The sequence below is a fragment of the Microbacterium sp. UBA837 genome (assembly GCF_002296025.1).
Lineage (GTDB): Bacteria > Actinomycetota > Actinomycetes > Actinomycetales > Microbacteriaceae > Microbacterium.
This window is the reverse complement of sequence record NZ_DBHD01000074.1, coordinates 1-14,379: the sequence shown is the minus strand read 5'-3', so window position 1 is coordinate 14,379 and position 14,379 is coordinate 1. Positions and strand designations below refer to the sequence as shown.

12 protein-coding genes are annotated in these 14,379 nt (G+C 68.3%); all 12 read left to right on the top strand.

The genetic code is table 11. From position 1 onward, the window contains the following. On the top strand, nt 1-2,335 hold a 2,335-nt coding region (locus B3587_RS05560), incomplete at its 5' end, for an MMPL family transporter (RefSeq protein WP_292727016.1). Then, the gene (locus B3587_RS05555; protein WP_292727014.1) at nt 2,332-4,164 is read left to right on the top strand and encodes a YhgE/Pip family protein; all 1,833 of its coding nucleotides are present in this window, start codon (nt 2,332-2,334) and stop codon (nt 4,162-4,164) included. The genes B3587_RS05560 and B3587_RS05555, both read left to right, overlap by 4 nt. Nucleotides 4,165-4,390: 226 nt before the next feature. Beyond that, the gene (gene argC / locus B3587_RS05550; RefSeq protein ID WP_228177774.1) at nt 4,391-5,434 is read left to right on the top strand and encodes an N-acetyl-gamma-glutamyl-phosphate reductase; all 1,044 of its coding nucleotides are present in this window, start codon (nt 4,391-4,393) and stop codon (nt 5,432-5,434) included. Then, nucleotides 5,431-6,588 (top strand): bifunctional glutamate N-acetyltransferase/amino-acid acetyltransferase ArgJ, encoded by a 1,158-nt coding sequence (gene argJ, locus B3587_RS05545; protein ID WP_292727012.1) that lies wholly within the window; start codon nt 5,431-5,433, stop codon nt 6,586-6,588. Before argC ends, argJ begins: the two co-directional genes overlap by 4 nt. After that, nucleotides 6,585-7,484 carry an acetylglutamate kinase gene (gene argB / locus B3587_RS05540; RefSeq protein WP_292727010.1) on the top strand — a complete coding sequence of 300 codons (900 nt, stop codon included), beginning with the start codon at nt 6,585-6,587 and terminating at the stop codon, nt 7,482-7,484. Before argJ ends, argB begins: the two co-directional genes overlap by 4 nt. Before the next feature lie 32 nt (nt 7,485-7,516). Continuing rightward, nucleotides 7,517-8,788 carry an acetylornithine transaminase gene (locus tag B3587_RS05535; RefSeq protein WP_228177777.1) on the top strand — a complete coding sequence of 424 codons (1,272 nt, stop codon included), beginning with the start codon at nt 7,517-7,519 and terminating at the stop codon, nt 8,786-8,788. After that, entirely contained in the window at nt 8,785-9,708 is a 924-nt protein-coding gene (gene argF, locus B3587_RS05530) for an ornithine carbamoyltransferase (protein WP_292727007.1), read from the top strand. The genes B3587_RS05535 and argF overlap by 4 nt, the downstream gene beginning before the upstream one ends. Then, nucleotides 9,687-10,769, top strand: a complete 1,083-nt coding sequence (locus B3587_RS05525; protein ID WP_292727006.1) for a heparan-alpha-glucosaminide N-acetyltransferase domain-containing protein — start codon at nt 9,687-9,689, stop codon at nt 10,767-10,769. Before argF ends, B3587_RS05525 begins: the two co-directional genes overlap by 22 nt. Next, complete coding sequence (gene argH, locus B3587_RS05520) at nt 10,766-12,193, top strand: argininosuccinate lyase (protein ID WP_292727004.1); 1,428 nt, start codon at nt 10,766-10,768, stop codon at nt 12,191-12,193. The genes B3587_RS05525 and argH overlap by 4 nt, the downstream gene beginning before the upstream one ends. Nucleotides 12,194-12,262: 69 nt before the next feature. Continuing rightward, nucleotides 12,263-12,907: a SatD family protein gene (locus B3587_RS05515; protein WP_292727002.1), complete on the top strand. Its 645-nt coding sequence runs from the start codon at nt 12,263-12,265 to the stop codon at nt 12,905-12,907. After that, a complete protein-coding gene (locus B3587_RS05510; protein WP_292727000.1) occupies nt 12,904-13,602 on the top strand; it encodes a hypothetical protein in 699 nt (232 codons plus the stop codon). Before B3587_RS05515 ends, B3587_RS05510 begins: the two co-directional genes overlap by 4 nt. Before the next feature lie 40 nt (nt 13,603-13,642). After that, a partial coding sequence (tyrS, locus tag B3587_RS05505; RefSeq protein ID WP_292726998.1) for a tyrosine--tRNA ligase occupies nt 13,643-14,379 on the top strand: 737 nt, incomplete at its 3' end.

The following is a 14,379-nucleotide window of genomic DNA, read 5'->3' as shown; positions in this document are numbered from 1 at the left end:
CGGGATGGGCATCGCCTACATCGTGCTGGCGATCACCTTCGGGTCCCTCCTTGCCGCGGGCATTCCCCTCGTGACCGCGGCGCTCGGCGTCGGACTCGCAGCGAGCGCCATCACGATCGTCGGTGCCCTCGTGCCGGTCTCCTCGACGGCTCCGGTCCTCGCGACGATGCTGGGCCTTGCTGTCGGTATCGACTACGCCCTGCTGATCACATCCCGGCACCGCGACAACCTCCGGGAGGGGATGGATCCGGCCGAGTCGGTAGCGGTGGCCATAGCAACGGCGGGCACGGCTGTCGTCTTCGCGGGGATGACGGTCATGATCGCCCTGGTAGGCCTCGGGGTGGCCGGGATCCCGTTCCTCACCGTCATGGGGCTGGGAGCTGCTGGCGCGGTGCTCACGGCGCTGTTGGTGGCTGTCACTCTGCTTCCGGCGATCCTCTCGCTCCTCGGCCGCCGACTCATCCCACGGGGTCGGGCCGTTCGTCGGGCCGCTCGCCGCGGCGCGGAGCCGGGACACACAGCGCGCTGGGTGAAGATCGTCACTCGTCAGCCGCTGCTGACCGCGCTCGGTGTCACCGCGGTGCTCGCGGTGATCGCGATCCCGGCATCCGGACTTCGTCTGACGCTGCCCGATGCCGGATACGATCCGCCCGGATCCGAGGCGCGCGTCGCCTACGATCTGCTCGACGAGGGTTTCGGACCCGGCTTCAACGGCCCGCTGCTGGTCACCGCCGACATCTCTCGCACGCTCCAGATCGAGCAGGCTCTCACCGCGCTCCAGGATGCATTCCAGGGCGTGCCCCGGATCACCGCGGTCTCGCAGGCGTTCCCGAACGAAGCCCTCGACATGGCTGTCGTGACGATCACTCCCGACAGCTCCCCGTCATCCGATCAGACCGCTCAGCTCGTGCAGACCCTGCGCGATCGCGCCGCGGCGTTCGAGGAGGCGAACGGCTTCACCTACGAGATCACCGGACAGACTGCCCTCGCCATCGACATCTCCGATCGCCTGGGCGCGGCGATGCTGCCGTTCGCGATCGTGGTCGTGGGGCTGAGCCTGGTGCTGCTGACGATCATGTTCCGCTCCATCGCCGTGCCGATCACCGCGACCTTCGGCTACCTCCTGACAGTGGGGGCGGGGCTCGGGATCGCCACCGTGGTCTTCGAATGGGGCTGGGGTGCATCCCTTCTGGGGGTCGGCAAGGTCGGCCCGGTGATCAGCTTCATGCCGATCCTCGTCATGGCTGTGCTGTTCGGACTCGCGATGGACTATCACGTGTTCCTCGTCTCACGGATGCGCGAGCGGTTCGTCGACACCGGCGACGCGCACGCCGCGGTACTCCAGGGCTTCTCCGCCTCCGCGCGGGTCATCACTGCCGCCGCGCTCATCATGTTCTCCGTCTTCTTCTCGTTCGTCCCCGGGGGAAACGCGATCATCCAGCCGATCGCTCTCGCGCTCGCGGTGGGGGTGCTCATTGATGCTTTCGTGGTGCGGATGACCCTGATCCCCGCCCTCATGGCACTGCTCGGTGCGCGCGCGTGGTGGTTGCCGCGCTGGTTGGTACGGGCATTGCCGGATGCTGACATTGAGGGTGAGGCAGTGCGCCGCATGCTCGATCAGCGAACCTGGCGCGAGGCCGATCGGGAGACGCGAGGGCGCGGCATCCATGCGCACGAGGCGACGTTCGGTGACTCGGCGCCGCTCACCGTCGATCTGCCGGAGTCCGGCGTCCTTGTGGTCCACGGCCCCGAAGCCGCAGCCGTCTGCGCAGGTCTCTCGGGCCGGATTCCCGGCATCGGCGGCGACCTTGCCGTCGGCGGTCGGCTCATCCCGTTCGAGAGAGAGCCGCTCTCTCGGGTCTCGGTCCTGGTTCCGGCGCTTCCTACGCCCACTGACGCGAGCACTCTCGTCGAACATGTGCGGCGACAGGTACGCCTGAACGGCAGCGGTGGTGATCACCGTGATCGGGTGCGCCGCGCGATCGAGCTCTGGGGGGAACTGACGGGCGGGCCGAACGTTCTCGACGAGGTCGATGTGCCGATGTCGCGTCTTGACGAGCACCAGCGGTGGACCCTCGATGCCGCTGCCGCGCTCGCATCGACGCCCGAGGTGACGGTCCTCGATCTGCAGCGCAGGCGAGATCAATCGGCGCTGCTTGACCGCATCCTGCGCACCGCGTCGGCCTCGACGACGCTCGTTGTCGCTGTCAGTGATCCCGTGGCCGAAGATGCACTTGCCCTGACCCCTCACGGCCGCGTCGTGAGGGTCCTCCTTGCAGACCGGTCACCTGAAGGTCGCAGCCGGCAAGACGTAAGCGACGAGGTGGTCGTATGACCGGGCTGTCGGGGCTGTTGACCGGTGGCGGTCGGGGCAGGGCGATCGCGCTCGCGGTCTTCGCGATCCTGATACCGCTGCTGGTCATGCTGACGCTGCTGCCGCGTCAGACCCAGGAACAGGTTCCCGTGGCGATCGTGAATCTTGATGTTCCGATCGAGGACGGGGGCACGCCCGTCGCCGCGGGCAAGCTCGTCACCGAGAACCTTCTGACAGCCGACGACGCGATCGCGTGGACCCTGACGGACACCGCGACAGCCGACCAGGGGCTCGCGCAGGGCACCTATCTCGCGGTGGTGACGATCCCGGCCGACTTCTCCCAGGACGTCGCAACCCTCGGCACTGATGCGCCGACGCAGGCTTCGCTGACAGTGCAGACCAGCACTCGTCACGGGTATCTCTCGGGCGTGCTGGCCGAAGCTCTGGCAGCGGGCCTTCCGCGCGGAGTGGAAGCTCAGCTCACGTCGGGGTATGTGTCAGGCACGCTGGCAGCCTTCACTGAGTTGCACACCGGAATCGGGCAGGCAGCCGACGGCGCGAGCGAACTCGCGAGCGGCATCGGGGACGCCGCGGGGGGAGCGGCAGTGCTCGCAGAGGGGCAGCGGGAGCTGGTCGCGGGGCTCGAGGGGATTGGAACGGTGCTTCGCGCCCTCCCGACAGGGGTCCGCGACCTGGGTGCGCTGAGCGCCGCAGCCGGGTCGGATGCCGCGGCTCTCGCGGGGTCGCTGGCCGGCGCTGCGATCGACGCCGAGGCGCTCTCGCTCGCGCAGGATCTCGGCGTCGCCGATCTCGACGCCCTCGCTGCGGTGATCTCCGCGGACCCGACCGTGCCAGCCGGCGACCTGCTCGATGACATCCTGGCCCTCCGCAGTGGGGCCGCCGCAATTGCATCGGACCTTCAGAATCAGGCCGGCGCTCTTGCCGGCGACGCCGTGGATGCCGCCGAACTCGCCGTCGGCGCCGACGCCGTGGCCGACCTCGCGGGGCCGGCGGCGTCAGCGCTCACCCAACTCGCGGCGGCTCAGCAGGAGGCGGTGTCCGGTGCGTCTGATCTCGCGGCCGGCGCTGCAGACCTTGCCAGCGGGCTCGATACCGCGGCCGGCGCCGCTGGTGAACTCGCGAGCGGCCTGGGTGAGGCGGCATCCAGCATCCCGAGTTATTCGAGTGCCCAGCAGCAGAGCATCGCGGCAACCGTCGCCTCGCCGATCGGCGTCACCACCACCAGCATCGGTGGCCCGGATTCCGCTCTGGCCGCGGCGGTGGCAGCGCTGGCGCCGGTGTCGCTGTGGCTGGGGGCGCTCGCCACCTTCCTCGTCGTTTCTCCCTTTGCGCGGGCGTCGCTCGTGACCCCGGCAACGTCCGCGCACATCGCCGCTGACGCTGCACTGGTTGCGATGGGAATCGCCGTTGTGCAGTCGGTGCTCGTGTGGCTGGGGGTTGCCGTCCTCGGTGTCGTCCCCGATCGGATCGCCGTCGCCTACGGGCTGACCCTTGCCGCCGCGGTGTCGTTCACGCTGTTCCACCAGGCACTCACCGCCCTGTTCGGTCGAGCAGGTCTCATCGTGTCGGTGCTCGCACTGGGTCTCCAGCTGGTGGCCGCAGGCACCCTTCAACCGGTTACCGAGGGTTCGCTGGCTGCCACGCCGTTCTCGATCCTGCCGTTGAGCGTTGCCCTGCAGGGCGCCGACGCTCTGGTGGGCGGGTCGCTACACGAAGTGCTCGGGGCTGCAGTCGGACTTCTGCTGTGGGCTGCGGTCGCCTTCGCTGGCACGGTCATCGGGGTGCGCCGCGCGCGCTCACGTGCCGTGAGCGCCCTGCTTCCGGCGTGAGCTCGCGCGTCGATTTGCGGCGTCGAGGCCTAGATCGGTACTCTCGCGACATGCTTCCGGCACCGCACGACCTCGTTGCTTTCGCGACGACGGTTCGCGTGCTGCGCCGACGTCTGGGCGGTCGCCGACTCTAGGCGACCCCGCTGCGCTGTCGCGCGCGGCGGTGTCGCCACCTCCGGCTCTGTGCTTTCGATGCACGACGAACCCAGACAATAAGGTGGAATCCATGACCTACTCGGTCGCCGTCTCTGGCGCCTCCGGATATGCCGGCGGCGAGATCCTGCGGCTCCTAGCCCAGCATCCTGATGTCGATATCCGCACCGTCACCGCCCACTCCAACGCCGGGCAGCCCCTCATCGAGCACCAGCCGCATCTGCGCTCGCTCTCGCATCTGACGTTGCAAGACACCACTCCCGAGACCCTTGCCGGCCACGACATCGTGGTTCTCGCATTGCCGCACGGACAGTCAGCGCAATACACGGATGCCCTCGGAGATGTGCCCCTCGTGATCGACGCCGGCGCCGATCACCGGTTGCGCGATGCGGCAGCGTGGGAGCAGTTCTACGGCGGGGCGCACCCTGAGCCCTGGGTCTACGGCGTTCCCGAGCTGCCCGTCGCGAGCGGGAAGATCCGTGACACCCTCGCGGGCGCGACTCGCATCGCCGCACCCGGCTGCAACGCCTCGACGGTGAGTTTGTCGCTCGCGCCGGGGGTGGCTGCCGGCGTGATCGATCCGAGCGACATCGTCAGCGTGCTCGCCGTCGGCCCGTCGGGGGCAGGGAAGAGCCTCAAACCGCACCTGCTGGCAAGCGAAGTGCTCGGCAGCGCGAACCCGTATGCGGTCGGCGGCACACACCGGCACATCCCCGAGATCCGTCAGGCGCTGCAGGATGCCGGAGGGACCGACGTCCGGATCTCCTTCACGCCCGTCATCGTCCCGATGGCCCGCGGAATCCTTGCGACTTCCACCGCGCCGATTGCTCCGGGAGCCACGGATGCCGACATCCGCGCGGCCTGGGAGCTGGCGTACGCCGACGAGCCGTTCGTCCAGCTGCTGCCGGAGGGACAGGTCCCTCGCACGGCCGACGTGGTCGGGGCCAACACTGCGCTCCTCGGGCTCGCGATCGACCGGGCCGCAGGCCGGGTCGTCGTCGTCGCCGCTGTCGACAACCTCGTCAAGGGCACGGCCGGTGCCGCGGTCCAATCCATGAACATCGCGCTCGGCCTTCCCGAGGGCCGCGCCCTCACTACGAACGGAGTGGCACCGTGACCGTCACCGCGCCCGCAGGGTTCGAGGCGGCAGGAGTTGCCGCCGGACTCAAGTCGACCGGAAAGCCGGATGTCGCCGTGGTGGTCAACCGCGGGCCGCTCACCGTCGGTGCTGCCGTCTTCACGAGCAACCGCGCCAAGGCAAACCCGATTCTCTGGTCCGAACAGGCCATCCAGGACGGCGTCGTCGAAGCCATCGTGCTCAACTCCGGCGGCGCGAACTGTTTCACGGGTTCGTTCGGGTTTCTGACGACCCACCTGACCGCGGAGCGCGCCGCCGAGCTGCTCGGAGTGAGCGCCGGCGACATCCAGGTCTGTTCCACCGGCCTCATCGGAACCGGCGATCAGGTCTTCCGCGACAAGGTCCTCGCGGGAACCGAAGCCGCGATCGGTGCCCTGTCGCCGGATGGCGGCGAGGATGCTGCCCGAGCGATCATGACCACCGACTCCCGCCCGAAGACCACCACCATCACCGTTGACGGCTGGACGATCGGCGGAATGGCCAAGGGCGCCGGAATGCTCGCGCCCGGGCTCGCGACGATGCTCGTCGTTCTCACCACCGATGCCGTCCTCAGCGCGGCAGAAGCCGACGGACACCTGCGTGCTGCGACGCGCGTGAGCTTTGACCGCCTCGACTCCGACGGGTGCATGTCCACGAACGACCAGGTGACCTTGATGGTCAGCGGTGCGAGCGGCGTCACGCCCGAGCCGGGTGCCTTCCGCACCGCGCTCATCGCGGTCTGCACCGACCTCGCGACCCAGCTGCAGTCAGACGCCGAGGGGGCCAGCCACGACATCACGATCGAGGTGATCCACGCGGCATCCGAAGACGACGCCGTCGAGGTGGGACGCTCGGTTGCGCGCAACAACCTCTTCAAGGCGGCGATCTTCGGCAACGACCCGAACTGGGGGCGCGTGCTCGCGGCGATCGGGACGACGGATGCCGCTTTCGACCCCTATGCCGTGGATGTCACGATGAACGGTGTCCGCGTGTGCTCCGACGGCGGTCCCGACCAGCCCCGCGAACTCGTGGATCTCACCCCTCGGGCAACGAGCGTCGTCATCGACCTCAAGGTGGGCGATGCCTCGGCCACCATCTACACCAACGACCTCACCCACGACTACGTTCACGAGAACAGCGCCTACTCGTCATGACTGACCTGCAAGAGACCACGCCCGACGAGGCTGCCGAGAAGGCAGCCGTGCTGATCGAGTCGCTGCCGTGGCTCAAGCGCTTCCGCGACCAGATCGTGGTCGTCAAATACGGCGGCAATGCGATGGTGTCCGAAGAACTTCAGCGCACGGTCGCCGAAGACATCGCGTACCTGCGTTACGTCGGCGTCAAGCCCGTGGTGGTCCACGGGGGAGGCCCGCAGATCTCCCGCATGCTGGAGCGCCTCGACATCCCGAGCGAGTTCCAGGGCGGATACCGCGTCACGAACACCGAGGCGATCTCGGTCGTGCGCATGGTCCTCACCGGCCACATCAACCCGCAGCTCGTATCGAAGATCAATGCGCACGGCCCGTTCGCCGCCGGCCTCTCGGGTGAGGACGCCGGGCTGTTCGGCGGCCGCCGCCGCGGGGTTGTCGTCAACGGTGAAGAGGTCGACCTCGGGTCGGTCGGGGATGTCGTTCACGTGAACCCGACGGCGGTCCTCGACCACCTCGCGGCGGGCCGCATCCCCGTCGTGTCCTCGATCGCGCCCGACCTGGATCGTCCGGGACACACCTTGAATGTCAACGCCGACGCGGCGGCGGCGGCGCTCGCGGTGTCGCTGAATGCCGCCAAGCTCGTCATCCTCACCGACGTCCCCGGACTGTACGCGGACTGGCCGAATCGTGACTCGCTGGTCTCTCACCTGAGCTCGACGGAGCTGCGAACGATGCTGCCGACGCTGGAGTCGGGAATGGTCCCCAAGATGCAGGCGTGTCTGGACGCCGTCGACGGGGGAGTCGACACGGCGGCGATCATCGACGGGCGCGTGCCGCACTCGCTCCTGATCGAGGTCTTCACGAGTAAGGGCATCGGAACCGAAGTGGTGAGCGCATGAGTGCAGTACTCCCCGAGACGAAAAGAGGCGCAATGAACGACGAGGCACCGACCACGGCATCCTGGCAGCACGATGCCCGCCGCGACCTTCTTGCCAACGCCGGAGACCGCCTTGCGCTGTTCACCCGCGGTGAGGGCGCCTACCTGTGGGATGACGCGGGTAAGCGCTACCTGGACTTCCTTGCCGGTATCGCGGTGAACTCGCTCGGGCACGCACACCCCGCGTTCGTCGAGGCGGTTTCTGCTCAGGCCGCGACCCTCGCGCACGTGTCGAACTACTTCGCCACCCCGCCGCAGCTCGGCCTGGCCGCGAAGCTCAAGCGACTCGCGGGAACCGGTGATTCCGGCCGCGTGTATTTCTCGAACTCGGGTGCGGAGGCCAACGAAGCGGCGTTCAAGCTCGCCCGGCTGCACGGCGGAACTGACCGGCCCCGGATCCTCGCCCTCACCGATGCCTTCCACGGGCGGACGATGGGCACCCTCGCCCTCACGGGAAAGCCGGCCATGCAGGAACCGTTCCTTCCGATGGTTCCTGGTGTGGAGTTCCTGGACTCGACGATCGAGGCTCTCGAAGCCGCGATGGATGACTCGGTCGCAGCCCTCATCCTCGAACCGATCAAGGGTGAGGCTGGCGTCCTCCCGCTCCCGGACGGCTATCTCGAAGCCGCGCGCGAGCTGACCCGCCGCCACGGTGCGCTCCTCATCCTTGATGAGATCCAGACCGGGGCCGGTCGCACCGGCGAATGGTTCGCCTTTCAGCACACGGGTATCACCCCGGATGCCATCACCGTGGCAAAGGGTATTGGCGGCGGATTCCCGATCGGGGCGCTCATCACCTACGGCGAGGCGAGCGAGCTGTTCTACCCCGGCACCCATGGGTCGACGTTCGGGGGGAACGCGCTGGCTACCGCGGTCGCGGGGGCGGTGCTCGACGAGATCGAGCGCGCCGATCTGGTGACCAACGCCCGCATCCGTGGCGGGCAGGTGCGTGAGGGCATCCTCGCGATCGACTCCCCGCTGATCGCCGGATGCCGCGGGCAGGGACTGCTCCTGGGCGTGGCGCTGACCCGCCCCGTCGCGAAGGCCGTCGTCGCCGCGGCGCAGGAACACGGACTCATCGTCAACGCCGCCAACGACGACACGATCCGGATCGCGCCGGCCCTGACGATCGGCGACGTCGAGATCGACGAGTTCCTGACCCTCTTCACCGCGGCTCTGTCCACCGTGACCGACGCCCTCATGCTCGACGAGACCTCGCAGCCCGACGAGACCTCGCAGCCCGACCACAAGGAAGCCGCGCAATGACCCGTCACCTGCTTCGCGACGATGACCTGACCCCGAAGGAGCAGGCAGAGATCCTTGCCCTTGCGGCAGACCTGAAGAAGGACCGCTGGAAGGTTCAGCCGCTGGCTGGCCCGCAGACCGTCGCGGTGATCTTCGACAAGTCATCCACGCGTACGCGCGTGTCGTTTGCTGTCGGAATCGCCGATCTCGGCGGGTCGCCGCTGATCATCTCGACCGCCAACAGTCAGCTGGGCGGCAAGGAGACCCCCGCCGACACCGCCCGCGTGCTCGAGCGGCAGGTGGCCGCGATCGTCTGGCGCACCTATGCGCAGGCAGGCCTCGAAGAGATGGCTGCCGGCACGCGGGTGCCCGTCGTCAATGCGCTCAGCGACGACTTCCATCCGTGTCAGATCCTCGCCGATCTGCTCACAATCCAGGAGCACAAGGGCGAGCTGAAGGGCCTCACGCTCGCCTTCTTCGGGGACGGGCGCACCAACATGGGGCAGTCCTATGTGCTCGGCGGGGTCACGGCCGGCATGCATGTGCGCGTCGCCTCCCCGGTGGAGTACGCACCGCGTGAGGATGTCGTGGCCGACGCCGACCGCCGCGCCGAGCAGACCGGCGGTTCGGTCGCGCTCTACACCGACCCCAACGAGGCTGCCGCCGGCGCAGACATCATCGTCACCGACACCTGGGTCTCGATGGGCAAGGAGGACGAAAAGCTCCAACGGCTTCGCGACCTCACGCCCTACAAGGTGTCGCAGGAACTCATGAGCCTCGCCAAGGACGACGCGATCTTCATCCACTGCCTCCCCGCCGACCGCGGGTACGAAGTGGATGCCGAGGTGATCGACGGCCCGCAGAGCGTCGTGTGGGACGAAGCCGAAAACCGACTCCACGCGCAGAAGGCGCTGCTGGTGTGGCTGCTGCAGCAGCAGTAGCCGACCGGGTCGTCGGGAATCTGCGCCGCCTGGACGGGCCGCCGCGGATTCCGGGGCTGGACCTTGCCCGCGGGCTCGCCGTGATCGGGATGCTCGCGGCTCACCTGTTCACGCTGCCCGAGATCGACTGGACCGATCCGGTGACCTGGGGTGGGATCGTCGGCGGTCGCTCGTCGATTCTGTTCGCGACTCTCGCCGGCGTCTCGATCTCGATCGTCACCGCCGGCCCACGCGCCCCCCGCGCCCCGGGCAGGTGGCTGGCCTGGCGAGCTCTCGTGCTCTGGGTCATCGGAATCGCACTGATCCTCACGGGTGTGCCGGTGTACGTCATCCTGCCGGCGTACGCGATCCTGTTCGCCGCGGCGATTCCTTTCGTGCGCGTGCGCACAGCGACGCTGTGGGTCTGGGCTGTCGCGGTGGCGCTTATCGTGCCGTGGCTGCTTCCGCCGATCGAGGCTGCGCCGTTCTGGGACACGGCGCCGGGCGAAGCGGTGTTCCTCCTGACCGGATGGGCCTACCCAGCTCCGCTCTGGCTTGCGTTCCTGCTGGCCGGAATGGCGGTCGGCCGCCTCGACCTCGCGCGGGCAGGAGTGCTGTGGGTCACGGCGGGCGCGGGTCTTGTGACTGCCGCGGTAGCAGAGACCCTCGCGGTCGTTGTTCCAGCCCCCGACGGGTACCTCGGCCAGGTGTGGCGGGCCAGCGAGCACAGTGGTGGCATCCTCGAGGTGTGGGGCTCGGGTGGGTTCGCCATCGCGATCATCGCCCTGTGCGTGCTGCTGTGCCGTACTATCCTGCGCGCCGTCGTGCTTCCGATCCGGACCCTGGGCGCGATGCCGCTGACGGCATACTCTGCGCAGATCGTCGTGTGGGCGGTGTGGGCGCTCATCGCACTGGGGACGACATCCGACCTGTTCGGGTTCCGGGCCCTGAACCTGTTCTGGCCGATGACGCTCGGGATCATCGCAGCCTGCTTCGCGTGGGCACTGCTGCTCGGGCGCGGCCCTCTCGAGCGGCTGGTCGATACGGTGTCGCGGCCGCGCGCGGATAGGCTGGCACGATGACTGCGACGGGTGATGCAACGCACGATGGCGCCCTCTGGGGTGCGCGATTCGCTTCGGGTCCATCGCCCGAACTTGCGGCCCTGAGCGTGTCCACCCACTTCGACTGGGCACTCGCCCCTTACGACATCCGGGGATCGCGTGCCCACGCGTCAGCCCTCGAGGCTGCTGGCTATCTCAGCGCCGACGAAGCTGCCAGCATGCGCGCGGGGCTCGATGAGCTCGCTGCTGCAGTCACCCGCGGCGAGGTCGTTGCCCGGCCTCAGGATGAAGACGTCCACGGTGCGCTCGAGCAGGCGCTCATCGAGATCGTCGGTCCCGAGCTCGGCGGAAAGCTCCGAGCCGGGCGCAGCCGAAACGACCAGATCGCGACGCTGGTGCGGATGTACCTCCTCGACCACACGCGGACGCTGGTACGTGAGATCGTCCGTCTCATCGATGCCATCGTCGCCCAGGCTGAGGCCCACCCGGCTGCGATCATGCCGGGGCGAACTCACCTGCAGCACGCCCAACCCATCCTGCTGGCGCACCACCTGCTCGCTCACGCGTGGCCGCTCGTGCGCGACCTCGAACGGCTCCGCGATTGGTCGACGCGGGCATCGGTGTCGCCCTACGGCGGGGGAGCGCTCGCCGGATCCACTCTGGGACTTGATCCCGCGCTTGTCGCTGCAGAACTGGGGCTCTCTCGGCCCGCAGAGAACTCGCTGGATGGAACCGCGGCGCGCGACGTCGTCGCCGAGTTCGCGTTCATCGCCGCGCAGATCGGGGTCGATCTGTCGCGCTTTGCCGAAGACATCATCGTGTGGAACACGCGGGAGTTCGGCTTCGTCACGCTCGATGATGGCTACTCGACCGGCTCGAGCATCATGCCGCAGAAGAAGAACCCTGATATCGCGGAACTGGCGCGGGGCAAGGCGGGGCGCCTGATCGGAAACCTCACCGGGCTGCTGGCCACGCTCAAGGGCCTGCCCCTGGCGTACAACCGTGATCTGCAGGAAGACAAGGAACCCGTCTTCGATTCGGTGCGGACGCTCGAGACGGTGTTGCCCGCCTTCGCCGGGATGGTGGCGACCCTGCGTTTTGACACCGACCGGATGGCGGAGCTTGCACCGCAGGGCTTCTCTCTTGCCACGGATGTCGCGGAGTGGCTCGTTCGGGAGGGCGTTCCCTTCCGTGATGCGCATGAGATCTCCGGGAAGCTTGTGCAGGCGTGTGAAGTTCGGGGGATCGGACTCGAAGACGCCGACGACGACCTGCTTGCGGGGGTCTCGCCGCGGCTCACGCCGGGGGTCCGCGAGGTCCTGACGATCGAGGGGTCGGTTTCCAGTCGCACCGGCGTGGGCGGAACCGCTCCGGAGCGGGTTGCCGAGCAGCGCGCGGAACTGATTTCGCGTGTGCAGGACGCTGCGCACGCGCTGGGGCTGTGACGGGACTGATAGACCCAAAAAATCAGCCCGGGGCTTATTATCTCGCTTCATAAGCGATAGACTGCTTGTGTGACCGTCGCGGTGATCGCAGATATCGTCGGATCCCGGCGCCTCGCCGACCGGGGTGCCGCGCAGCGCGAGCTCGAGGCGACTATCGCGCGCGTCAACGCTGACCGGCCGACAGCGATCGTCCCGCTGACGGCGACGTTCGCCGATGAATTCCAGGCGGTCTTCGCGGAACTCGATCACGCGCTCGCGTGGCTCCTGTTGCTCCAGCTTGCTCTTCCCGAAGAGATCGAGCTGCGCTTCGGGATCGGCATCGGCACCGTGGGGGCCGTTTCGTCAGCAACCGACCGCATCTCCGACGGGCCCGGTTGGTGGTCAGCCCGGGATGCCGTCGAGGCCGTGCACCGCCTCCAGGATCGCGCCGTGCCGCGCGCGCGGACGCGCGTTGTCGCAGCTTCGGGGGAGGATGCCGCCATGGCCGAGCGTGTCCGATCCGTCAACGCATACCTGCTCGTCCGCGATGAGATCGTCGGCGCGATGACGTCACGCACGCGCCGCCTCGCTTATGGTCGCTGCCTCGGTCGAACGCAGCACGACCTCGCCGCAGAGGAGGGGATCACGCAGTCCGCGGTCTCCCAAGCGCTCGCCGCCGGCGGAGCCGCAGGACTCGTGGCCGGCTTCCAGATCCTGGACGAAGCGTCCGGATGATCGCCGCCGGCATCGTGCTCCTGACAGTCGGTGGCGTCGACCTCACTCGGCGTTCGCTGACCGGGATGCGTCGCGCGATCGTTCTGGCCGTGCTCGGACTCGTGTTGCTGATCGCCTCGGGTGGCGCGGATGCCGCGGTCTGGAGCTTCGTCGCCGTCGGCGTGGCCGCGGTCTGGGCTCTGGCCACCCCGGATCGCCGGGGCGGGCGAGCCGGGTTCTGGCCGGTCGCGCTCGTGGTAGCTGTCGCTGCTCTCGCCGTCGCGCTTCTCGGCGTCCGAGAAGACCAGGGGCCGCTCGGCGAGGTGTGGCCCTCCCACTCGCCGCTGGGCGCGGTGAGCCTGGACGTCGCAGTGCTCGTCGCCGGAGCGTTGGTCTTCCTTCTTGAATCCGGGAACGTGATCGTGCGAATCGCGCTCCGAGACGGCGACGTGCCCGTTGAGGAGCGTGCGGCGACGCTGAAGGGCGGACGACTCATCGGTCCGATCGAGCGGGTGCTCGTCTTCGCCCTTACCCTCACCGGCGCGTTCACGCTCCTGGCCGCGGTGCTTGCAGCGAAGGGCATCGTCCGCTTTCCCGAGATCTCCCGGGACGGAGAGGGCGGCATCCGCGCGGAGTACTTCCTCATCGGGAGCCTCGTGAGCTGGACGACTGCCCTCGCTGTAGCTTTCCTCGTATGGTGGGGGACCTCGATCTGACGCCGCGGTCAGCGGTGGGCGCGCTGCTAGCCTGAGATTCGTGGCAGAACTCACGACCGATTCCCCCGTCCGCGCGTTGGAGCCCGCGAACGACCCTTCGTTCGAATCGGTCTGGGACGAGATCGTTTGGCGTGGTTTGGTGCACGTTTCCACCGATCAGGAGGCGCTGCGCGCGCTGCTGGAGGGCGGCCCGATCACGTACTACTGCGGCTTTGACCCGACGGCGCCGAGCCTGCACCTGGGTAACCTCGTGCAGCTGCTCCTGCTGCGTCGGCTGCAGCTCGCGGGGCACCGACCGCTCGGCCTGGTCGGGGGATCGACCGGCCTGGTGGGCGATCCGCGACCGACAGCCGAGCGGACTCTGAACACGCGCGAGACCGTTGCCGAGTGGGTGTCGCGACTGCGCAGCCAGGTGGAGCGCTTCCTCAGCTTCGAGGGGGAGAACGCCGCACGCATCGTCAACAACCTGGACTGGACGGCGCCGCTGTCGGCGATCGACTTCCTTCGCGAGATCGGCAAGCACTACCGCGTTGGCACCATGCTGAAGAAAGACGCGGTCAGCGCTCGTCTGAACTCGGAGGCGGGGATCAGCTACACGGAGTTCAGCTACCAGATCCTTCAGGGGCTCGACTATCTCGAGCTGTACCGGACCTACGGCTGTGTTCTGCAGACCGGCGGCAGCGATCAGTGGGGGAACCTCACCAGCGGCGTGGATCTGATTCACCACGCCGAACATGCGTCGGTTCACGCCATCGGCACGCCGCTGATCACCAACAG

Excerpts from the sequence above, each read along its gene's own strand:
- B3587_RS05535 (WP_228177777.1), top strand. The coding sequence starts at position 7,517 with ATGAACGACGAGGCACCGACCACGGCATCCTGGCAGCACGATGCCCGC.
- argF (WP_292727007.1), top strand. The coding sequence starts at position 8,785 with ATGACCCGTCACCTGCTTCGCGACGATGACCTGACCCCGAAGGAGCAG.
- B3587_RS05510 (WP_292727000.1), top strand. The coding sequence starts at position 12,904 with ATGATCGCCGCCGGCATCGTGCTCCTGACAGTCGGTGGCGTCGACCTC.
- B3587_RS05555 (WP_292727014.1), top strand. The coding sequence starts at position 2,332 with ATGACCGGGCTGTCGGGGCTGTTGACCGGTGGCGGTCGGGGCAGGGCG.
- argH (WP_292727004.1), top strand. The coding sequence starts at position 10,766 with ATGACTGCGACGGGTGATGCAACGCACGATGGCGCCCTCTGGGGTGCG.
- argC (WP_228177774.1), top strand. The coding sequence starts at position 4,391 with ATGACCTACTCGGTCGCCGTCTCTGGCGCCTCCGGATATGCCGGCGGC.
- argB (WP_292727010.1), top strand. The coding sequence starts at position 6,585 with ATGACTGACCTGCAAGAGACCACGCCCGACGAGGCTGCCGAGAAGGCA.